Raw genomic sequence first — 21,963 nt, 5'->3', positions numbered from 1 at the left:
TCAGCCACTGTGTCTCCCGCTCATTGTTCACACTGTACTCGTGCCGGCTCCCTCGCCGAGCTCGGCCGGCCGGGCCATGGCCGCGGGCGGCGACGCGGAGTACCCTGGATAGACGCACACTAGGAGGCTGACATGCACGGCGAGTATAAGGTTCCCGGCGGCAAGCTCGTCGTCGTCGATTTCGAGGTCACTGACGAAAAGATCCACGACTTCAGGCTCTCCGGTGATTTCTTCCTCGAGCCCGACGAGGCGCTCCTCGACATCAACCGCGCGATCGAGGGGATGAACCCAAACTCGACAATCGACGCGTTCGCCGAGGCGATCCGCACCGCGCTCCCGAGTGAGGTGCACCTGCTCGGATTCACGCCGGACTCGGTAGGCATCGCGATCCGCCGCGGCGTCACGGGCGCGGCCCACTGGCGCGACTACGACTGGCAGATCGTTCGCGAACCAGCGGTCACGCCGATGCTCAACGCCGCGCTCGACGAGGTACTCACGACCGCCGTCGGCGAGGGACTGCGCGGCCCCACCATGCGCATCTGGGAGTGGAACGAGCCCGCCGTGATCATCGGCAGCTTCCAGTCCGTGAAGAACGAGGTCGACGAGGAGGCCGCCGCCGCGCACGATGCGACCCTCGTCAGGCGAATCTCCGGCGGCGGTGCGATGTACATGGAGCCCGAGGCGAGCATCACCTACGCGCTGTACATTCCCGGCGAGCTCGTGCGCGGCATGTCGTTCGCCGACTCGTACGCGTACCTCGACGACTGGGTGCTCGAGGCGCTGAAGTCGCTCGGCATCGACGCGGTATACAAGCCACTCAACGACATCACGAGCCCCCAGGGCAAGATCGGTGGGGCGGCGCAGAAGCGGCTCGGCTCGGGCGCGATTCTGCACCACGTCACCATGGCCTACGACATGGACCCGACGGCCATGACACAGGTGCTGCGCATCGGCCGCGAGAAGCTCTCCGATAAGGGGACGACGAGCGCGCAGAAGCGAGTTGATCCGCTCCGCAGCCAGACAGGCAAGACCCGCGAGGAAATCGTCGAGCGCATGATCGAGGTGTTCCAGCGCCGCCATGGCGGCGTCATGGGCGAGGTCACCGAGGGCGAGTGGGATGCCGCAGAGCGCCTCGTCGAACAGAAGTTCTCAACGGAGGAGTGGCTGCGGCGGGTGCCGTAACCACTCTTCACGACGCTAGGAGTGACCCATGATCCGACTCGGCATGATCACGATCGACACAGCAGACCCGCGCTCGCTCGCGGCGTGGTGGGCCGAACGGCTTGGCGGGGAGATCGTCCAAGATTCCGACGGCTGGTTTTGCATGGTGCGGGCACCCGAGGTGCCGGTAGCGCTCGGCTTCCAGAAGGTCGAACACCCGAGCCCGGGCAAGAACCGCCTCCACCTTGATTTCGACCGCACCCCTGATGTCGACCGCGAGGCGATGATCACGGCATGGATCACCGCGGGTGCGACTCATCTTGGGCAGCGTGGCGAGTCCGAATTCTCGTGGGACACGTTCGCGGACCCCGCGGGCAACGAGTTCTGCATCGGCGACCCCCACTAAACCGCAGGTCGCAGACCGTTCGGGTGCCACAGCCGAATCGCACGCCTGACCGGGCCTGAATGGGCCTGACCGCACCTGGACGGGCCCGACCGCACCTGGACGGGCCCGACCGCACCTGGACGGGCCCGACCGCACCTGGCTGCGCCTGAATGCGCCTGGGCGGGTCCGACCGCACCTGGCTGCGCCTGAATGCGCCTGACCGGAGGCGGCCTCGCAACCTGCGGCCCCGGCAGGCGACGCCGCTCCGCCTAGACGCGGGCCCGGCGTGCGCCCTCGCCGAGCGACTCGAGCTTCGCCCAGGCGATCTGCGGGTGCACGCGACCGCCGAGGCCGCAGTCGGTTGCGGCGATGACCCGCTCGGGGCCGACGATCTTCGCGAAGCGCTCAATGCGCTGCGCGACGAGATCAGGGTGCTCAACGAGGTTCGTTGCGTGGCTCACGACCCCGGGCACGAGGATGAGGTCGTCGGGGATAAGGGCCGCGTTCTCCGACCAGACCACCCACTCGTGCTCGTGGCGCGCGTTCGCCGCCTCGAACGAGATCTGGCCGACGTTCGCGCCGAGCACGGTCTTCAGAATGTGCTTCAGCTCGATGTCCGTCGTGTGCGGGCCGTGCCACGAGCCCCAACACAGGTGGAGGCGAATCTGCTCCTTCGGGAGCCCCTCGATCGCGGCGTTGATCGCGTCGATGCGGATCTGCGTGAACGCGAGGTAGTCTTCGACACTCGGCTCGGGGTTGATCTGATCCCAGTTCTCGGCGAGCGACGGATCGTCGAGCTGCAGGATGAGCCCTGCGTCGGTCACTGCGCGGTACTCCTCACGCAGCGCCACCACCCAGGCATCGATGTGTTCCTGCTCGCTGCCGTAGAACTCGTTCTCGATACGCGCGGCGGATCCGGGCGCGATCGCAGTGAGGAACCCTTGCTCCCCGGGCTCCAGCGCGGCTTGGAGGTTGCGGGTGTCTGCGGCGATCGCTGCCTGCCCCGTGTAGCTGATGGGGCCGGTGGTTGCGGGGAACGCAGTCGCGTTCTTGCCGACACTGATCCCGCTATCGGGATCCTGATAGGCGTCTGCGAAGGCGCTCCAGTCGCGGCGGTCGGGGAACGTCGTGAGGCGCACATCACCTGGCGCGGATCGCACGGGCTCCTGGCTGAAGATGTCCTTGCCCGTGAGCTCGAGACCCGCGGTGCGCTGGAACGAGTATGTCCACCACGCGCCGTAGTCGACTGCGTTCGACATTGCCTTGCCGAACTCGCCGTCACCCGGCTGCGTGATACCGGCGGCGCGCTGGCGCTCGACGACGTCGCGGGTGGCCTCGGCGACGAGCGCCTCAAACTCCGGGGTGGACTGCAGCGTGAAGCCATCGTCTGCGAAGGTACGGGCCGCGTTGGCCTCGATGAGCGCTTCAGTACGAGGAAGGCTGCCGGCGGTGGTAGTTTCGATGCGGGTCATAATCCGAAGCTACCTCGGCCGGCGAGGCAGCCCCAGTTGCGTGACGGCAGGTGACGCTGGGTGTCATCCTGTTACGGAAATAGCACCACTTTGCCCGTGGTCTCGCGCCCCTCGAGGGCGCGGTGCGCAGCGGCGGCCTCGGCGAGCGCGAAGGTCTTCCCGACGCGAAGCTTCAGCACTCCTGCCTCAATGCCGGCAAAGAGTTCGCCGTAGCGCCAGGCGCGCTCCCCCGGGGTCTGCAGGAAGTGGACGAGGGTCGGGCGGGTAATCGAGAGCGAGCCCCCGGCGTTCAGGCGCTGCGGGTCAAACGGTGGCACCGGGCCGCTCGCGCCGCCGAAGAGCACCATCTGGCCGCGCACCCGGAGGGTGGCGAGCGACTCGTCAAACGTGTCCTTGCCCACTCCGTCGTAGACGACGGCGACGCCTTCTCCGTCGGTCAGCTCGCGGGCACGCTCGCGGAAGCCCTCGTATGCGAAGGATTCGACCGCGCCGGCCGCGACGCTGAGCTCACGTTTCTCAGGCGTGGACGCGGTCGTGATGACGTGGATTCCACGGGCGGTGAGCAGCTGTGTGAGCAGCAGTCCGACCCCGCCGGCCCCGGCGTGCACGAGCACGGTCTCCCCCTCAAGCGACTGCGCTGCCGAGGTCGCGAGGTAGTGCGATGTGAGGCCTTGCAGCGGCAGCGCGGCGGCAGCCTCATCGGTGAGGATCTCTTCGAGCGAATCGGGCACTTTGACGGCCGCGATGGCGGCAACGATGAACCGCTCAGCATAGGTTGCCCGCCCTTCGGCCGTGACGATGCGGTCGCCGACGTCGAATGCGGAGACGCCCTCGCCCACCGCAAGCACGCGACCCGAGGCTTCTGCTCCCGGGATGAACGGGAAGCCGACCGGGTAGAGCCCCGAGCGCTGATACGTCTCGATGAAGTTCACGCCGATCGCCGAGGTCTCGACGAGCAGCTCGCCGGGGCCGACCTGGGCGTCGCCCGTCTCGGTGTACTGCAGTACCTCGGGTCCGCCCGCCGCTCCAGCAATGATCGCTCGCATTCCCCCAGCCTACGCCTCGCCCGGCTGCTTCCCACGGCTCCGAGCGGTTCCCGCGCCACTGCAGAGCGCCAGCACCCCGTCGTTCGAGAGCCCTAAGGCCCCGTCTCATCCATTCTGAGCCGTGTTTGGGCTGTGCAGGGGTCGGTCCGAATTAATGGGGGCAGGGAGGATACCGGGCACCGCTCAGCCTGGCGGGGCTCTACCGGCTGCGGGGCCGCAGCGAAGCGCGCTCGCCACGGCCAGTGCCCTCTCTGGCCGAGCGACGAGCACCTCAAATGGCGCTCAGAACCCATGACCTCAACGAAGTCGGGAGTAATCGGCAGCAAAAAGCCCATGACCTCGCTGAGGTCATGGCTGTTCAGCACCCCGATCGCTGAGGTCATGACTGTTCAGCACCCCGATCGCTGAGGTCATGACTGTTCAGCACCCCGATCGCTGGGGTCATGGCATGTCAACGCTCCTGGCCGCTGAGGCCCGCGCCCTCAAGTGTGAAAGGCCACAAAGGGGTGTGCGCTGCCCGTCTCGGTCAGCGCACACCCCTGTTGCGTAGGCTCAGCCGCCTACAGCGCGCGGAGCACGACCGCTGAGCCCTGGCCGCCGCCGCCGCAGATGCCGACGGCGCCGAGGGAGCCGCTGCCGGCCTCAGCGAGTTGGCGGGCGAGGGTGCCGACGATGCGCGCGCCCGAGGCTCCGATGGGGTGGCCGAGCGCGATCGCGCCACCGTGCTGGTTGACGATCGCGGGATCGATGCCGAGTTCGCGGGTCGACTGGATGCCCACGGCAGCGAAAGCCTCGTTGATCTCGACAGCCGCGAGCTCGCTGGCTGCGTGGCCGGTCTTGGCGAGGGCCGCGGCGATCGCGCGCGACGGCTGGGAGTGCAGCTGCGCATCTGGGCCGGCGACGAACGCGGTGGCCTCGACGCTCGCGAGCGGCTTCAGACCGAGCCGCTCGGCGGCGGCCGGGCTCACGAGCACGAGGGCAGCAGCGCCGTCGGTGATCTGCGAGGCATTGCCCGCGGTGATGGTGCCGTCCTCCGCGAACGCGGGGCGGAGCCCCGCGAGGCTCTCAGCGGTCGTGTCGGCACGCATGCCGTCGTCGGTCGAGACGACGGTCTCACCGCGGCGGGTGCGCACCGTGTACGGCGCGATCTCGCCGGCGAGGAAGTCGGCCGAGGCGGCTGCGCGCTGATGCGACGCGGCGGCGAACTCGTCCTGCTCCTCGCGGGTGAGCTTGAGCGGGGCGTTGCCGCTCTCGGTAAGCGCGCCCATCGCGACCTGGTCGAAGGCGTCGGTGAGGCCATCGTGGTCGACGGTGTCGATCATCGTCGCCGGGCCGTACTTCGTGCCCGCGCGCAGCGGCATGACGTGGGGAGCGAGCGACATCGACTCCTGACCGACAGCGACCACGATCTCGGCCTCGCCGGCGTTGATCAGGCGGACAGCCTGCGACACGGCCTCGGTGCCCGACAGACACACCGCGTTGAGGGTGATTGCGGGGACTCCCATCGGAATTCCCGCGCCGACTGCGGTCTGGCGTGCGGGGTTCTGCCCTGCGCCTGCCTGCAACACCTGGCCGCCCACAACGATGTCGACCTGATCCGCTGCGACGCCAGCGCGCTCGAGGGCTGCCTTCGCCGCGTGCGCTCCGAGCGCGACGGCGGTCTCGGCTGCGAGCTGGCCAGTGAACTTCGTGAACGGCGTGCGCGCGTACCCTGCGATGAGTGCGTTCATGGGGAATCCTCCTCGATTACGACGGTCGTCTCTCCCACTCATTGTGCCCGGTCTCACGACGGGTCGCACGCATACCTTGCCCAGGAAGCTCCGGTGCGGCTGGGCAAAAGTGACCCCGGGTGAATTCTGCCCTGCGGATGCTCAGGCTGCGGGAGAGCGGACGGCCCCACGCAGCTAGGCTGTTCTGCATGCACGAAACTCAGGTGGCAGCAGCCCCTCGCAGGCGGCGCGGCAGCCGCGCGGTCGCGTGGCTGCTCCCCGCAGCGCTTCTGCTCGGCGCTGGCGGGTATGTCGCCGCGGCCGCCGCCGTGCCGCTCCCCGAGCCGACTCTCATGCTCGCTCCGACCGCGGACACGGAGATCGTCGCAGACACTGCTCCAGCGCAGGCCGCGGTCGATGCGAAGGCGCTCCCGACGGCGATCGGCTGGCTCCATGACGAAGACGTGTGGACGAACGACGACACCGCGTACCCGCTTGCGAGTATCTCGAAGCTCGTGACGGTGCTCGTTGCGCAGGAGGCCGAGCCGCTCGGCCCCGGTGAGGACGGCCCAAGCTACGCCTGGACCGCCGCTGACCGCGAGCGCCAGGAGCACTACCTCTCGCTCGACGGGGTCGCCTACCCGATCCCCGTGGGAACCGAGGTGTCGCTGCGCGAGATGCTCACACTAATTTTTCTTCCGTCGGCGAACGACTTCGCGGCCGCCTACGCATACTCGGTGTTCGGCGATAACGACGGCTTCGTGGCCGCGGTGAGTGACTGGGCGGATCGGCACGGCCTCGACTCCCTCGAGATGGTAGAGCCGACCGGAATGGACGAGGGGAACCGCGCAAACCCGGCAGACCTCATCAAGATCGGCAGGATGGCGCTGCAGCACCCCACGATCTCAGAGTTCACAAGCACGCAGTCGGCGATCATGCCGTGGGGCATCGGGCTGATTGAGAACACGAATCCGCTGCTCGGTGAGCTGCCAGGCATGCTCGGCGTGAAGACGGGGAGGTCCGCGTCAGCTGGCTTCAACTTCTTGGCGGCGCAGCAGGATACCGCCGGCGACCGGGAGGTCGTGAAGATCTCGGTGACGCTCGCGCGGCCCACGATCGCAGATCGCGCGCAGTCGGGCCGCGACATGCTCGCAGCCCTCGCGCAGCTCCCGCAGGATGCCCAGGTGGTGACCGAGGACGAGCAGGTGGGCACGCTCACAGGCATCGACGGCACCACCGTGCCGCTCGTTGCCGAGGTTTCGGCGAGCGCGACGCTGCTCCCGGGAGAGAGCGCCACGCGCACAGTCACCCTCGCAGAGGGCGCGGCCACCGCCGACACGGCAGGGAGCATCACGGTCGCCGCGCCATCCGGGGAGGTCACCGTCCCCATCCGCCGCGACGGGGCGCTCACCACCCCCGACCTCTGGTGGCGGCTCACGAACCCCGGGCTGCTGTTCGGCTAGGGCGTTATGTCAGCGGAACAGGCGAAGCACACCGAGCAGGCTGAGGGCACAGCGCAGCCCAAGCGCACGTTCCCGAGCAAGCGCCGCCGGTTTATCGCTACCGGCGGGGCCGTCGCGGTGCTCGCCGCGGGCGGCCTCTATGTCTCGGCGAGCGCGCTCGTCCCGCTGCCGGTGCCGGAGTTCACGGCAGCGGTCGGCGCGACAGAGTCTTTCCCTGCCGACGATGCCGGGGTGCGGGCCGCGGTCGACGCAGAGTCGCTCCCCACAGCGGTCGGGTGGCTCGACGGCGACGAGGTGTGGGCAAACGATGACGATCCGCACCCGCTTGCGAGCATCACCAAGCTGGTGACGGCGCTCGTCGGCCAGGAGGCAGCTCCCCTCGCGCCTGGTGAGGAGGGCCCGCTCTACACCTGGACAGATGAGGACACCGCGTTTCAAGAAGCACTCGCGGAGGTCGATGGGATCGCGTACCCCGTCGAGGCAGGTACCGAGGTCTCGCAGCGGCAGCTCCTTACCCTCGCGCTCGTGCCGTCCGCGAATGATTTCGCGACCGCGTACGCGCGCTCCATTTTCGGAGACACGGCCTCCTTCGTCGCGGCGGCAAGCGACTGGGCGGATCGGCACGAGCTTGCTTCGCTCCGGGTGACCGAGCCGAGCGGCATCGATGATGGGAACGTCGCGAGCGCCGCCGATGTGGTGCAGCTGGCGAGGCTCACGCTCTCCGATCCGGCGCTCGCCGAGATCGTTGCGCTCGAGCGGGCGACGCTGCCGTGGGGCATCGGCGAGGTGGAGAACACGAACCCGCTGCTGGCAGAGACTCCGGACAGCGTCGGAGTGAAGACGGGTCACACGGAGCTCGCGGGGTACTCTCTCGCCGCGGCAGCGCGCGGCACGGCCGCAATCGATGCAGCCGCAATTGATGCCGCCGCTCCCGGCCTGGCCGCCTCCGACGGCGCTGCCACCGACTCCGCCGACACCACCGCCGAACGCGAGCTCACCCGCATCGCCGTGGTGCTCGGCCGCGACAGTGTTGAGGCGCGTACCGAAGACGCCGAACGTCTCCTCGGGGTGCTCGCGCAGCAGCCCCAGACGATCATCGCGAGCACCGCAGGCGAGCCCGTCGGGTCGTTCACCTCGGTCGATGGGCAGGTCGTCGAGGTCACGGCGGCCGAGAGCTACGCGGAGCTGCTGGTTCCCGGCGAGGAGTTGACGCGATCCCTCGACGGCGTCGCAGTGGCAGACTCCATCACCGTCGCCGGCCACCGCGGCACGCATCCGGTCCCGGTCAGGCTGGAAGGCCACTTCACCGACCCCACCCTGTGGTGGCGCCTCACCCATCCACACCTACTGTTCTCGCCATAGCCGGCTCTTCACCGCGGGGGTGACGCTCAGCGATCTAGCGCTGACAAGCCATGACCTCAGCGAAGTCATGGCATTTTTACTGCACATCGCTCCTGACTTCGCCGAGGACATATCTTCTGAGCGCCGCTCAGGGTGGGCGTGCTCCGCATCAAGAGCGAGTCCCCTCGGCGCTCAGGCCGGAGCCATCCCGCTTCACCCCGGAAGTGGGATGCTCATGCCCCAGTTCCTGCTGAGGGCTGCCCCGGCTTCGGCCGCTCCCGCAGCACGCCGGAGGCCATCGCGAGCGCCGACCCGATCGCCGTATCCACAAACCGTTCGAGCGCTGTCGCGAAGTGGTCTGAGCTGCCCGTTGCCGCGCCCGCAATGAGCAGCACGAGCGGGGTGATGAACACGAGCGCGAGCCCGTAGTTGCGCACGACCACGAGTTCGATGATGAACTGCAGCGCCGGGAGCAGCAGCAAGAACACCCACGGCAACTGTGCCAGCGGCGCGATTGCGAGGTAGACGGCCGCGCCCACGAGCGTGCCGAGGGTGCGATGGAGTCCGCGGGCGAAGGAGTGGTTGGGCACGGTGCTCAAGCCGACGACGGCAACGCCCGCGGCAACGGTCCAATATGCGCGAGTGGGGTCGATCCAGAGCACGCTCACGACCGTGCCAATCACGGCGACGATTGCGACGCGCAGCACGAGCCACCACTCCCCCGGCCCCATCCAGGGGCCGGGGAGGATCTCACGCAGCGGGCGTGCGGCGGCACGCCCCGACTGCACCAGCAGCGGCAACAGCGCCACCGCATACGAGAACAGCAGCCCGGAGGCGAAGGCAGCAAGAAACGGGAGAGGATCGGTGCCGCGCTCGCCATCGCGCAGCCCGGTGATCATGCCCGCGAGGCCGAACGTGAGCACGAAGAACACGGGCCCGGGCGGCCCGAGTCGATAGGCAAATGCGAAGGCGCTCACCGCGACGGCGACAACAACGAGGCCGATCCCGCTCAGCCACGGCGAGGGCGCAACCCACGCGCCCAGCCCCGCAGCGCAGAACAACACGACCGCGATGACGGGGAGCCCGCGGGCCCGCTCCGCCGCCGGGTGACCCGCAAGGAACAGCGCAAGAAACGCGCCCGCGCTCATCTGCAGTCCGACGTCGGGTCTGCCCGCGAGCGTCAGCGCGGCGAGCGGGAGACCCATCGATAGGGCTGCGCGGGTGGCGATCCCGTACCGCGGACCGGGGCGAGGATTGAGCGTGACGAGGCTCCGGATCGCACGCGCAAGTTCGCTACCTGCGCTGTGGGGGTCTCGCACGCGTTCCTCTCTCCAGGGCGAAGGCCGCTGCTGCCGCGGGAATGCCACGGCGGCCCGGAACCCGAGGTTTTCAGTCCTCAGTGTATCCGGGCCGCCGATTCGCGAGCCAGTGGGCTACCTACACAAGCAGCCTGCAAGGGCTGCCTGCGTGCGCGCCGCCCTACGCGACGAGCGCACCTCCGGCGAGCTTGCCGACCACGCCGCTCAGCTGGTCGATGCCGGCGAGGAGGTCCTCGTCGCGCGTGAACTCGTTGAGGTTGTGCGAGACGCCGTCGACGCTCGGCACGAACAGCATGACGGTCGGCACGAGATCCTTCATATTCGTCGAGTCGTGGCCGGCGACCGTCATCACGCGGTCGTGGGTGAGCCCGAGCGACTCCGCAACCTCGCGGGCGAGCGCGACGCCCTCCTCCTGGTACGGGTTCTGATCCCAGCTGTGCTCGGCGACGATCTCGATCTCAACGCGATCCTCGATCTGCACGCGCTCGATCACTGCCATGAGCTTCTCGTGCGCCTCGCGGATGACCTCGGCGCTCGGCGAGCGGAGGTCGAGCAGCAGCCGCACCTCGCTCGCGACAACCACGGGTGAGTTCGGGTACACCGTGAGCTCGCCGCACGCGGTGTGCAGCGCCTCGGGCTCAAACGCGTCGACGAGTTCGCGCGCGGCGACGACGAGGCGGGCGGCCCCGAGCAGCGCGTCGCGGCGATCGGCCATGAGCGTCGAGCCGGAGTGTGCCTGCTCACCCTTCACCCGGAAGTCGTACTTGTGCGCGGCCCAGGTCGCGTTCACGAGGCCGATGGTCACACCATCTTCCTCCATGCTGCGGCCCTGCTGCACGTGGATCTCGGCGTACGAGGCGACTTCAAGGTCGCCGCCCTCGCCGAACACGGGGGAAGCGCCGCGCTCACCGATCGCGTCGAGCGCGTCGCGCACGGTGATGCCCTTCGGATCCTCCGTCGCGAGCGCCTCCTCGAGCGCGAGCTTGCCGGTGACAACGCTTGAGCCCATGAGCGACGGCTTGAAGCGCGCGCCCTCCTCGTTGAACCAGTTCACGACGGCGAGGTTGAAGCGTGCCTGCTCGGGGTTCGCCCGCAGCTCGTCCGCGATGCGGAAGCAGGCGTGTGCCGACGCCATGACGCCGTAGGCGCCGTCGAAGCGGCCAGCGGTCGGCTGCGAGTCCATGTGCGAGCCGGTGAGCACGTAGGGCGCGCCCGGAACGAGCTCAAGCAGGCCGAACTGGTTGCCGACCTCGTCGCGGCGCACGGTGAACCCGCGCGACTCGAGGAGCTCCTGGAACCACTTGCGCTGCTCGCCGTCGGCGGCGCTTGCGGCCTGCCGGTCGACACCGTTGGTGCCCTCGACCGCGCCGAAGCGCGAGTGGATCGCCCAGTCGGCGAGGAAGGTTTCGTTGAGTTGCTGGTCAGTCATGGTGTGTCCTTTCCAGGGGCTCAGGCGCGGGCGGTGCCGGTTGCGGGGACGTCGCTCGACGCAGGGGGCATCACGGTGTCGGGGATGAGCACGTGGATGAGCGCGGGAGCATCAGCCGCGAGCGCGCGATCGAGTGCGGGGCCGAACTCCTCGGTGCGCTCGACGCGCTCGCCGTGGCCACCGAACGACTGCATCCACGCTGAGAAATCTGGGTTTGCCATGCGTGTGCCCGATCGGCGGCCCGGGTAGTGGTTCTCCTGGTGCTGCACGATCGTGCCGTAGATCTCGTTGTCGATGACGATGATGAGGGGCTTGGATCCGTGCGCGACCGCGGTCGCGATCTCCTGGCCGTTCATGAGGAAGTCGCCGTCGCCACAGACTGCGACGACGTTGCGCTCGGGGAAAATGAGGGATCCTGCGACGGCCGCCGGCACTGCAAGGCCCATCGCGCCGTTGCGGGCACCCACAAGGCTCGCGGGCGCGAGGTGCTTCACGAAGCGGTGCGCCCAGATGGTCGCGTTGCCGGCACCGAAGGTGAGCACGGCGTCGCCTGCGAGCCGGTCGTCGAGTTCGCCGAATGCGACGCCGAGGTCCATCTGCTGAGCAACACCATCGATCGAGGCGTCGGGGCGGTGTGCCGCGGTCTGGCGCTGCGCTTCGGCACGGCCTGCCAGCCATGCGTTGTCGCGGTCGCCGCGCGCAGCGCTCGCATCGGCGCCCTGCAGCGCCTCCACGAACGTCGCAGGGGTGGCAAGGATGTGCTGGTCGGTGCGACCGGAGTGCATCGTCGCGCCGGGATCTGCCGTGACGAGCACGGTCTCGGCGTCGAAGCCCTGCGTGTAGCCGTCGCTGAGCACGTCGGCGCGGCCGCAGCCCACGAAGACGAGCAGATCGGAGTTGATGTAGCCCTCGGCAACGGCGTCCGTGCGGCCGTAGCCGAGCCAGCCGGCCCACGCTTCGCCCTCGTGCGGCACGGCGTCGTACGCGCGCCAGTCGCAGAACACGGGGATGCCTGCGGCCTCGGCGAACGCGAGCAGCTCGCGGCCTTCGCCGGCGTGCCAGCCGTCGCCGCCCGCGACGATCGCGGGGCGCTCGGCCTTCGCGAGGCGCGCGACGAGCGCGTCAAGCTCAGCGGGGTGGGGAGCCGGCGCGGGGGGCGCGACCGGGTGCGCAACCGTGGGGACGGCCGGCAGCACGAGCACGTCCTCGGGGAGGCCGATCACGACGGGGCCGGGGCGGCCGGAGGCCGCGATCCGCATCGCCTCAGCGACGAGTTCGCCGGCGCGGTTCGGGTCGTCGATCGTCATGACGCGCTTCGCGGTCGACCCGAACCAGCCGGTCAGGCTGAACTCCTGGAACGCGTCGCGCTCGCGGTCGTTGACGGGCACGAGGCCGACGAAGAGCACGAGCGGCGTCGCGTCCTGGTAAGCCGTATGGATCGCGATCATCGCGTTCGCGGCACCCGGGCCGCGGGTCACCATCGCGATGCCGGGGCGGCCGGTGAGCCGTGCCTCGGCAAGCGCCATGAAGCCCGCGCCACCCTCCTGGCGGCAGACAACCGTCTCCACGCCAGAGTCGTGCAGCCCGTCGAGCACATCGAGGTAGCTCTCGCCCGGCACCGCGTAGACGCGCTCAATGCCGTGCGCCTCGAGCGTGCGAACGATGAGGTGGCCTGCCGAGTGAACGGCGCTGTCTGGTGCCTGCTGCGAAGTCATGATGTTCTCCTTGTGAAGCGGTGCGGCGCATGGCCGCGAAATCTGGGGGTACTCACTGGTGGGTGAGGGCCGGGCCGCGGTTCAAGCCGCCCGACCCTCGCGTCACTCGGTTGCGATAATCGCCGCGAGCGCCTCTCCCGAGGCGATGCGCGCGACAAGCGCGGGTTCTGCGGCGTCCGATGCGAGCGCGGCGTCGAGCACGTCGTCGCCGGGGCCGGTCGGGGGGAGGATCAGCACGCCCTGGGCATCGCCCAGTACGAGGTCGCCCGACCGCACAGTCTGGCCCGCGATCTCGATCGCGCGATCCAGCGCGCCGTCCGGCTCGTTCGCGAGCTCGCCCGAGCGCTTGGTGGTGCGCGCGGTGAGGCCCGTGGAAAACACGGGCAGCTGGTCCTGCAGTTCGCGCAGCGCGGCCTGGTCGGTGACCGGGCCGTCGACGACGATGCCAGCCGCGCCCTGGGCGATGGCGGCGTGCGCCGTGACCGCGCCAACCGGGGCATGGCCGCGACCCGCGACGCGGATCACGAGCACGTCGCCCGGCTCGAGCGCGAGCAGCGCGCGGTTCACCGCGAACGCGTCGGGCTTCGTGAGGTCGAGCGTGCGCGCGCGACCCACGAGCTGGGGGCCGCTGTTGACCGGGCGCAGATCCTGGTCGCAGAACCCGTCCTCGAGGAAGTGCCCGAGGGTCGGGATCTCGACGGTCTTCAGCGCCTCGATTAGTTCTTCGGTGGATCGACTCATGCCCCGGCCTCCTCGGTTACGGCGTCCGTACGAACGACGGCGACGCACTCAATCTCGAACGGAATGTCCCAGATGTCAACGCACACGGTGGTGCGTGCTGGCTTCGCGTCGCCGAAGTACTCGGCGTAGATCCGATTAAACGGCTCCCGCTGGCCTGCGTCGGTGAGGTACGCGTTCACCTTGACGACGAGGTCGAGGCCTGAGCCTGCGGCCTCGAGCACCGAGCGCAGGTTTTCGATGCAGACGCGCACCTGGTCCTCGAAGGCCGCCGGGGCGGTGCCGTCCGCGTGGAACGGCACCTGACCGGTGGTGAAGACGAAGCCGTTCGCCACGACCGCCTGTGAGTAGGGCCCGATCGCCGGGGCGAGCCCCGGCGCCGAGTCGATCCGCTGAATCACTTGCCGACCGAAATCGCGCTCGTGGCCTCGACGCGGTCGATGTCACGCTTGTGGTTGTCGGTGAGCAGGAACAGCGCAATCAGCGATGCTGCAGCCGCGGCGGCAACGTACCAGGCGATCGAGTCGCTCTGGCCCGTGATGCTCAGCAGCCAGACGGTGATCGCCGGGGTGATCGCCGAGCCGAGCAGACCCGAGAGCATGTACGAGATCGACAGGCCCGAGTAGCGCACCTTCGAGCCGAAGAGCTCAGCCAGGAACGTTGCGATCGGACCGAAGTTAGCGGAGAACGCGACCATCATGAGCCCGTAGGCGAGGAACACTGCGGCGGTGTTGCCGGTGTTGATGAGCCAGAAGAACGGGAACGCGAGGACGACCTCACCGATGATGCCGGCTGCGATGATCGGCTTACGGCCGACGCGGTCGGAGAGGTGGCCGAAGAACGGGATGAGCACGAGTGCGACGATGCACGACACCAGCACGACCCAGAGCATCATGTTCGCCGAGAAGCCCATCTCGCTCGTGCCGTAGTTCATGCCCGAGGCGACCATGAGGGTGAAGGTCGAGCCGGTCGACAGCGTCGCGATGCCGCCGAGGACGACCTGCTTCCAGTAGTTCTGCATGAGGTACACAAACGGCAGCTTGGCCTTCGCACCCTGCTCGCGGACCTGCTGGAAGCTCGGGGTCTCCTCGATGTTCAGGCGGATGTAGATGCCGACAGCAACGAGCAGGATCGAGGCGATGAACGGGACGCGCCAGCCCCAGCTGAGCAGAGCCTCCTGCGAGACCGATGCGGTCACGATGAGGAATGCGACGTTCGCGAGCAGCGTGCCGAAGGGAACGCCGACCTGCACGAGCGAGCCGTACCAGCCGCGCTTGTTCTCGGGGGCGTGCTCAACGGTCATGAGCACCGCGCCACCCCACTCGCCACCGAGCGCGAGGCCCTGGATAATGCGGAGGAACAGCAGGATGAACGGTGCGGCGACGCCGATCGTGTTGTAGTCAGGGATGAGCCCCATGAGGAAGGTCGCGGCACCCATGGTGAGCAGCGAGACGAGCAGCATCGACTTGCGGCCGAGGCGGTCGCCGAAGTGGCCGAAGAGGATCGCGCCGACGGTGCGCGCGACGTACGCGGCCGCGAAGGTGAGGAACGAGAGGATCGTGCCGACAGCGGGCGGCAGGTCAGGGAAGAAGACCTGGTTGAAGACGAGCGCCGATGCGGTGCCGAACAGGAACAGGTCGTACCATTCGACCGTGGTGCCGATGACACTCGCGGTAGCGATCTTCCGCATCTTCGACTGGTCGATTCGTCCGTTCGGGACAGCCTCGTCCGTAGCTAGCTGTGCAGTCATTGTTTCCTCCATGGAAATACGTTTTGGGCACATCTTCGGCCCACCTATCTACGGTCGCCTGTTCCCGGTTCAGCGGCAATCGACATTCGCACACAGTTAACGCCATTCAATAGGCATCTGCACAACAATAGAGAAAATTATGCGCGAATCAGTGACCTACGGTGTGTGAATACTCAATACTATGGGAGTGACCGCTTCCAAGGGAGGATCAGTGTGACCAGCACGCCACAGCCGGCTCAGTCGGTGCAACCGGCGCAACCGGCGCAACCGAAAGACCCGTGGTGGATCTCGACCCTCGCCGATCTCCGCGATGACATGGACGCGCTCGTCGAGGACTTCTTCGAGCGGCTCCGCGCCGTTGGCAGCGGCTACGAGGACGTCTCCGAAGCAGACGTCCGCGCCACCGCACGCGAGACCCTGACGCTGCTCATCACCGAGCTCCGGGGCGAGCCGATCCCCAACTCCCTCGCGGATCTCCCGCAGCGACTCGGCGTGCGCCGCGCCAGGCAGGGCGTCGATCGCGACCGCCTCCTTGAGGCCGTGCGGCTCGACTACCGCGTGCTCTGGGCGGGGCTCACCCGCGTCGTCGCGCCGGGCGACGCCGGGCTGCTCGTTGACCACGCCGAGGTCGTACTCTCGACCGTGGAGGATTACATCAGCGAGGTGCAGGTCGCGTTTCTCAACGAGCGCGAGATCCTCGCCCTCGACACTCGCGCGAACGAGACCCGCGCCTTCGCTCGGCTGCTCGCCGCCGAGAGCCCGGAAGAGGTTGCGGCCGAGGTCGCGCGCGAGCTCGGGGTCTCCGCCGACGCCGAGTACGAGGTGATTCTCGTGCCCTCCGCCGCCGCAGCTGAGGCACGGCGGCTTGTCTCGGCGATCCAGCACACGCGCGGCCGGTTCCTCGTCTGGGATTTCGACGACGGAGTGCTCTTTGTGCGGCCGCGCGCCGAGGTCCTCGCGCGCCATCCGCTGGCGCGCACCCGCGGTGTCGTGATCGACGGAATCACTGGCTTCGCCGGGGTCGCAGACGCCGCCAGGATCGCCCACCGGCTCGTGCCCTACGCACCGGCCGGGCGACTGAGCGACGAGCACGAGCTCTGGCCGCCGGTCGCAGCAGCCGCGCTCGCGCCGCTCCTTCCCGGCCTGAGCGCTCGAGCCCTCGCGGGCCTCGACGGGGTGCCCGCGGGCGACCGCGAGCGCATCATCGGGACGTTCCTGTCCTACTGCGAGAGCGGCTCGGTCAAGCAGACCGCCGAAGCCGGGTTTGTGCACCGCAACACCGTCGTCAACCGGCTGCGCGCCTTCCACGACCTCACCGGAATGGATCCGACAGTTCCCCGCGACGCCGCCCGCGCGCTCATCGCGCTCGCCGACGCCCACGGGGATCCACCGCATTCGCTGTGACGGGCCCTCTCGCACCGTCGCTGTGACGGGCTTCCTCGCACCGTCGCTTTGAATCAGCCTGGAGTCATCCGATCCCAGCAGATTCGCGGCCCGCGTTCTCTACGCTGAAGTTATGAACTGCCCTAGTGACGGAACCACCCTGCTCATGAGCGAGCGCCAGGGAATCGAGATCGACTACTGCCCTCAGTGCCGCGGCATCTGGCTTGACCGCGGTGAGCTCGACAAGATCCTCGAGCGCGCCCAGGCGGAGTCGGAGGCCTTCGTCGCGCAGCAGGCCCCTCAGGCTCCGCAAGCACCGCAGCCGCCGATGGTTCCGCCTGCCGCACCGCCGCTGCCCGACCACTATGGCCAGCCTGTCCCGCCGCAGCCCTACGGCTACGGCGAGCGCGGCTATGACGATCGTGGCTACGATGATCGTGGACACGACGGCCGCGGGCACGACGACCGCGGCAAGAAGCCCCGCTACGACGACCGCGGCCGCTCCGGCTACGGCGACCCACGCTACCGCAAGAAGAAGAGCCCCTTCGAGTTCCTGGGCGACATCTTCGACTCCTAGGCTCCGCGGGCCCCTCCTCTGCCCTGCCCCTTCCCTGCCCCGCCCCTGCCCCTCTCCTCCCCGCCCCTCCCCTGCGCCCACCGCGTGCGCCCAAACAGTATGCTCTCGGCGAGATCAGGGTGTTTCAGCTGCAAAACAGGCATGACCTCGCCGAGATCATGGCAGGTGAACGCTGACGCGAGGGGAGGAGGGGCGGAGGGGCCGAAGGCTCGCTGGGCGGGAAGGCTAGGCGTCCGGATCCACCGCGGCGCGTACCGCCTTGCGATCGGCGACGAGCGTGTCGCGCACAGTGCGGCGCAGCACCTTGCCGATGAGTGACTTCGGCAGCTCCTCCCACACGAGGTAGCTGCTCGGGCGCTTGAACTCGGTGAGCTGCTCGTGTGCGGCCTCGCGTGCCGCTGCCTCATCAAACGAGGCGCCCTCCTCGAGCACGACGACTGCGGTCACCACTTCAGCACCGCCGCCGCGGGCGATCCCGACGACCGCGGACTCCGCGACGCCAGGCACCGTGTTCACGACGCGCTCAACCTCGCTCGGGGAGACGTTGAAGCCGCCCGTGATGATGAGTTCCTTCTTGCGGTCCACCACGGTCACGAAGCCGTCGTCATCCTGGACGACGAGATCCCCCGTGCGCAGCCAACCGCCCTCGAGCAGCGTCGCCGCCGTCTCCTCGGGCCGGTTCCAGTAGCCCTTGAACACCTGCGGGCCCGCGATGAGCAGCTCGCCGACCTCGCCGAGGGCGACCTGGCGGGTGGGCTCCTCGGGATCTACCACCCGAATGTCGGTCGACGGGAACGGGATGCCGATCGCGCCGATCCTGCGGGCGTCGCTGAAAGGGTTCGCGAGGGCGACCGGGCTCGTCTCGGTGAGGCCGTAGCCCTCATTGAGCATGCTGCCCGCGAGCGCCTCCCAGCGCTTCACGACCGCGGGAGTGAGCGTCATCGCACCCGAGATCGCGTAGACAACGCCCGTGAGATCGAGTTTGCCGTCGCGGGCGACGCGCGCGAGCCGGTCAAACATCGGGGGAACCGCCGGCACGAACGTCGGCGGGAAGCGCTTCGCCGCCTGCGAGACAAGCTCGGGGTCGAAGGTCGGGAACAGCACGGCGCGCGAGCCCGTCTCGACCGAGTAGATAACGGAGAGCAGCACGCCGAACGAGTGGAACATCGGCAGCAACCCGTAGATGCTGCCCTCGCCGCGGGTGAAGTCTGGCATCCACGCGGCACCCTGGCGGGCGTTTGCCCAGAGGTTGCCGTGGGTGATCATCGCGCCCTTCGGCGTACCAGTCGTGCCCGAGGTGTACTGCAGGCATGCGACGTCGTCGCGGCCGGGGCGCGGGTGGCTCGCCGCAATCGGTGGTGCCTTCTCGAGGTCGGCGAAGTGGATCGCACCCTCCGTTGGCCCCGTGAGCTTCGCGCGCGAGGCCTTCGCCTTCGCAATCGGAAGGCGGAGCGCGGCCCGGGTCGCGAACGGCATTGCGCGGGTCACGTCGACGGCGATGACGGTGCGGATCCCGAGCTCCCGTGGCAGCGACTGCACGGTGGGCACCACCTTATCCCAGGCGATGACAACCTCTGCGCGGTGATCTGCGAACTGTGTCTCGAGCTCGCCGCGGGTGTAGAGCGGGTTGTGCTCCACAACGATCGCGCCGAGCCGCAGCACCGCGTAGAACGCGATGACGTGCTGCGGTGCGTTCGGCATGATGAGGGCAACGCGATCCCCCGCACCGACGCCAAGGTCAGCAAGGCCCTGCGCGACGCGGGAGACGCGCTCACCGAGCTCGCGGTAGGTGACCGTGCGGCCGAAGAAGCTGATCGCGTCGCGGTCGGCCCACTGGGCGCAGCGCTCGTCGAGCAGGTCCACGAGGGAGCCCGTCACCGGCTCGATGTCGATCGGAGTGCCCTTGGCGTAAAAGCGATTCCAGGCACGTGTTTCGTTGAGGTGCATAGGTATAAGGGTATCTGGGGTTTCCGGCGGCGATCCCCGAAGCCCCAGGGCGGCATCCGCGATGCGACAGCAACCAGGCATTGCGAAAGCCGAGGCAGAAGATCCACAAAGGTACGATTGGCATTGCGAGTCTGTTGAACAGGAATTGGGGCGCGGGGATGCGACGACAACGGGTCATGACACCACTGGCTGGGGCTTCACTTTCGATACTCCTCGCCTTCTCACCGGCAGCTGCCTCCGCAGCGCTTGCGCCGGCCGAAGGCCCGCTCCGAGGCGGCCAGACCGTCACGTTCGACGCACCGTCGCCGCCAGATCCACCCAAGATTGTGCGCATCAGCGGCGGTAACCACTCTTCGCTTGCCATCGGTGACGACAGCAAGATCTACGGATGGGGCGGCAACGGCGACGGCGAGGTTGGCTCAGCAGAACCGGGGTCACAAGTCGTCCCGGTACGCTCCCAAACACCAGCGGGCGTCACGTTCGACGACGTCGCAGTGGGCAGCTTCACGTCGTACGCCGTCGGCAGCGATGAAAAGACCTACGCCTGGGGCAGCGGTCAACACGGAGCGCTCGGCAATGGCTCGACAAGCGGGAGCACTCAGGCTCCTTCCGAAGTCAAGCTCCCCACCGGCACGAAGTTCACCAGAGTCATCGCGGGCGAGGATCACGCCTTTGGTATCGACGAGTCGGGAAACGCGTTCGCCTGGGGCACCAACGCGAGTCGCCAGCTGGGCGATGGATCGTTCACGTACATTCGGGCCACACCGGTTCCGGTACTCATGCCCGCGGGCGTCACCTTTACCGATTTGAGCGCACTCGCTGAACACACCCTTGCCGTCGGAAGCGACGGCAATACGTACGCTTGGGGCACCAACAGCGCAGGTCTGCTCGGCACATCAAGCCTGCCGCGCCCGCTGGATCGTCCGACCAAGGTCGCAACGCCACCCGGCGTGAAATACACCCAAGTCGCCGCAGGCTGGGAGTTTTCTGTCGCTCTCGGTACAGATGGCAAGCTCTACTCCTGGGGTTCGAACTACCAAGGCACGCTCGGCAATGGGAGCGACGAGTGGGAAAGCCAGGTGCCTGTGCGTGCGGCCACTCCACCGGGTGTCCTGTTTCAACGTGTCGTCTCAGGAGGGAGCCACGTGTTAGCGCTGACCGTTGACGGGCAGATATACGCGTGGGGGTCAAATAGCCACGGCGAACTCGGCAATGGGACGACCTCGCCTTCCGGTAGTCCGACTCCTGTGCTGGTCCAGGCTCCCACCGGCGTCACCTTTGTGGGAATCTCTGCCGGATCCGGCACATCGTTCGCACGCGGGAGCGACGGGCTCTCTTACAGCTGGGGAAGCAACGCCTTCGGCCAGCTTGGTGACGGCACCCGCACTGATCTCGCTGCCCCTTCGCCAGTGCTCCCTCCGGAGATGAAGAGCACAGTCACTGGAGTCACATTTGGCGATCGCCCTGGGTCACACATCACGGAGAGTGATTCCGGCGTTGTCTCGGCTCAGACCCCAGCAGGCGAGAAGTACGGTCCAGTCGACGTGGGGGTCGAGTGGACTGTCAACGGCGATCGACAAGAGCCCGTCTCGCTCCCACAGGCATACCTGTATGGGGATGCGCCCCACGTCACAGCCCTCGTTTCGCAGGAGTCCCAGCTGGGTGCAGAAGCGGAATTCTCCACTCACCCCAGCGGAAGCCCGTCGCCTGAGTTGGCATGGGAATTCTCACTCGATGGCGGGGGAACCTGGCTTCCAACCAGCGAGGACTCCGCGGTGCGCGTTTCAGACGATGGGCAGACGCTCTCGGTGTCTGTGGCGCCACAACACGAGCAAGTGCTCTACCGAGCAGTCGCCAGAAATGTGCTCGGGACTGCACGTACACTCCCCGCAGAATTGCGTGTTCCTTCCCGCACCGTGTCATTCGACTCGACCGGCGGCAGCCCGGTTGACGCGCAATCCGTCTTGTCCGGCGGAACCGTCACTGAGCCCGAAAACGCGCCGGAGCGGAGCAAGTTCGAGTTCGTTGGGTGGATAGACACGAGCGGCGTCCCGTTCGATTTTTCTGCACCGATCGTCAGTGACACGATCGTGTTTGCCGATTGGAGGGCTGCGGCTCTGCCCACCTTTGAAGTGAACTTCGACCTTGCGGGAGGATCCGGCACCTTCCCACAGCAATCGATCGAGGCGGGTGGGAAGGTCGTGTTTCCTGCAGATACACCAACACGGGACGGCTACGCCTTCACCGGCTGGACCTTGGACGGAGCGATCTACGACTTTGGCGCACCCGTCGAGCGGGACCTATCGCTCGTCGCAGGGTGGCACGAAGCCATTGTTGAAACGCACACAGTCACGTTCGATCCCCACAATGGCAGTGAGTCATTCACTCAGGAGGTCCCGAGCGGCGAACCGGTCTCGCGCCCCGCTGATCCGGTGCGGGCGGGCTTCACTTTTACGGGTTGGGCCTCCGACGGCGTCGTATACGACTTTGCTTCCCCGGTAACGAGCGATGTCTTCCTCACGGCCGGT

General features: G+C 67.9%; 17 protein-coding genes. 7 read left to right on the top strand and 10 right to left on the bottom strand.

Annotated features, from left to right (window positions below):
* Positions 1-132: 132 nt before the first annotated feature.
* Positions 133-1,182, top strand: coding sequence for a lipoate--protein ligase family protein (locus ACI1US_RS11110; protein ID WP_416549925.1), 1,050 nt, complete (start codon positions 133-135; stop codon positions 1,180-1,182).
* Between the two features lie 28 nt (positions 1,183-1,210).
* Positions 1,211-1,567, top strand: coding sequence for a VOC family protein (locus ACI1US_RS11105; protein WP_416549926.1), 357 nt, complete (start codon positions 1,211-1,213; stop codon positions 1,565-1,567).
* Positions 1,568-1,815: 248 nt separating this feature from the next.
* Here ACI1US_RS11105 and ACI1US_RS11100 read toward each other — a convergent pair whose 3' ends face one another.
* The 3 genes from ACI1US_RS11100 to ACI1US_RS11090 all read right to left on the bottom strand — a co-directional run bounded on the left by ACI1US_RS11100 (position 1,816) and on the right by ACI1US_RS11090 (position 5,794).
* Positions 1,816-3,018, bottom strand: coding sequence for a cobalamin-independent methionine synthase II family protein (locus ACI1US_RS11100; protein WP_416549927.1), 1,203 nt, complete (start codon positions 3,016-3,018; stop codon positions 1,816-1,818).
* Positions 3,019-3,089: 71 nt separating this feature from the next.
* Positions 3,090-4,064, bottom strand: coding sequence for a quinone oxidoreductase family protein (locus tag ACI1US_RS11095; protein ID WP_416549928.1), 975 nt, complete (start codon positions 4,062-4,064; stop codon positions 3,090-3,092).
* 560 nt (positions 4,065-4,624) lie between these two features.
* Positions 4,625-5,794 (bottom strand): acetyl-CoA C-acyltransferase, encoded by a 1,170-nt coding sequence (locus ACI1US_RS11090; protein ID WP_461640447.1) that lies wholly within the window; start codon positions 5,792-5,794, stop codon positions 4,625-4,627.
* A gap of 188 nt (positions 5,795-5,982) precedes the next feature.
* Here ACI1US_RS11090 and ACI1US_RS11085 point away from each other — a divergent pair, with 188 nt between their 5' ends.
* Together ACI1US_RS11085 and ACI1US_RS11080 are read left to right on the top strand one after the other, a co-directional pair.
* Positions 5,983-7,236 carry a hypothetical protein gene (locus ACI1US_RS11085; RefSeq protein ID WP_461640445.1) on the top strand — a complete coding sequence of 418 codons (1,254 nt, stop codon included), beginning with the start codon at positions 5,983-5,985 and terminating at the stop codon, positions 7,234-7,236.
* 6 nt (positions 7,237-7,242) lie between these two features.
* Positions 7,243-8,598 carry a D-alanyl-D-alanine carboxypeptidase family protein gene (locus ACI1US_RS11080; RefSeq protein ID WP_461640443.1) on the top strand — a complete coding sequence of 452 codons (1,356 nt, stop codon included), beginning with the start codon at positions 7,243-7,245 and terminating at the stop codon, positions 8,596-8,598.
* A gap of 212 nt (positions 8,599-8,810) precedes the next feature.
* Here the strand turns inward: ACI1US_RS11080 and ACI1US_RS11075 are convergent, their stop codons facing one another.
* The 6 genes from ACI1US_RS11075 to ACI1US_RS11050 form a co-directional block, all read right to left on the bottom strand.
* Positions 8,811-9,896 (bottom strand): FUSC family protein, encoded by a 1,086-nt coding sequence (locus ACI1US_RS11075; protein ID WP_461640441.1) that lies wholly within the window; start codon positions 9,894-9,896, stop codon positions 8,811-8,813.
* A gap of 160 nt (positions 9,897-10,056) precedes the next feature.
* On the bottom strand, positions 10,057-11,325 hold the full coding sequence (locus ACI1US_RS11070; RefSeq protein WP_416549929.1) for a M20 family metallo-hydrolase: 1,269 nt from the start codon (positions 11,323-11,325) through the stop codon (positions 10,057-10,059).
* A 20-nt stretch (positions 11,326-11,345) separates the two neighbouring features.
* Complete coding sequence (locus ACI1US_RS11065; protein ID WP_416549930.1) at positions 11,346-13,040, bottom strand: thiamine pyrophosphate-dependent enzyme; 1,695 nt, start codon at positions 13,038-13,040, stop codon at positions 11,346-11,348.
* 102 nt (positions 13,041-13,142) lie between these two features.
* Complete coding sequence (locus ACI1US_RS11060; RefSeq protein ID WP_416549931.1) at positions 13,143-13,781, bottom strand: RraA family protein; 639 nt, start codon at positions 13,779-13,781, stop codon at positions 13,143-13,145.
* Positions 13,778-14,179, bottom strand: a complete 402-nt coding sequence (locus tag ACI1US_RS11055) for a RidA family protein (protein ID WP_416549932.1) — start codon at positions 14,177-14,179, stop codon at positions 13,778-13,780. The genes ACI1US_RS11060 and ACI1US_RS11055 overlap by 4 nt, the downstream gene beginning before the upstream one ends.
* A complete protein-coding gene (locus tag ACI1US_RS11050) occupies positions 14,176-15,528 on the bottom strand; it encodes an MFS transporter (RefSeq protein ID WP_416549933.1) in 1,353 nt (450 codons plus the stop codon). Before ACI1US_RS11050 ends, ACI1US_RS11055 begins: the two co-directional genes overlap by 4 nt.
* 213 nt (positions 15,529-15,741) lie before the next feature.
* Here ACI1US_RS11050 and ACI1US_RS11045 point away from each other — a divergent pair, with 213 nt between their 5' ends.
* Together ACI1US_RS11045 and ACI1US_RS11040 are read left to right on the top strand one after the other, a co-directional pair.
* Positions 15,742-16,932 carry a PucR family transcriptional regulator gene (locus tag ACI1US_RS11045; protein WP_461640438.1) on the top strand — a complete coding sequence of 397 codons (1,191 nt, stop codon included), beginning with the start codon at positions 15,742-15,744 and terminating at the stop codon, positions 16,930-16,932.
* A 112-nt stretch (positions 16,933-17,044) separates the two neighbouring features.
* The gene (locus tag ACI1US_RS11040; RefSeq protein ID WP_461640436.1) at positions 17,045-17,488 is read left to right on the top strand and encodes a TFIIB-type zinc ribbon-containing protein; all 444 of its coding nucleotides are present in this window, start codon (positions 17,045-17,047) and stop codon (positions 17,486-17,488) included.
* Between the two features lie 225 nt (positions 17,489-17,713).
* Here the strand turns inward: ACI1US_RS11040 and ACI1US_RS11035 are convergent, their stop codons facing one another.
* The gene (locus tag ACI1US_RS11035; RefSeq protein ID WP_461640434.1) at positions 17,714-19,435 is read right to left on the bottom strand and encodes a long-chain-fatty-acid--CoA ligase; all 1,722 of its coding nucleotides are present in this window, start codon (positions 19,433-19,435) and stop codon (positions 17,714-17,716) included.
* A gap of 176 nt (positions 19,436-19,611) precedes the next feature.
* On the opposite strand from ACI1US_RS11035, the gene ACI1US_RS11030 reads away from it, so the two are divergent.
* Positions 19,612-21,963 (top strand): RCC1 domain-containing protein (locus ACI1US_RS11030; protein ID WP_461640432.1); only part of this gene is annotated, 2,352 nt, incomplete at its 3' end.

The organism is Leucobacter sp. BZR 635 (genome assembly GCF_048061935.2).
Taxonomy (GTDB): domain Bacteria; phylum Actinomycetota; class Actinomycetes; order Actinomycetales; family Microbacteriaceae; genus Leucobacter.
The sequence above is the reverse complement of the archived record's forward strand: the minus strand, read 5'-3'. Positions and strand labels throughout refer to the sequence as shown.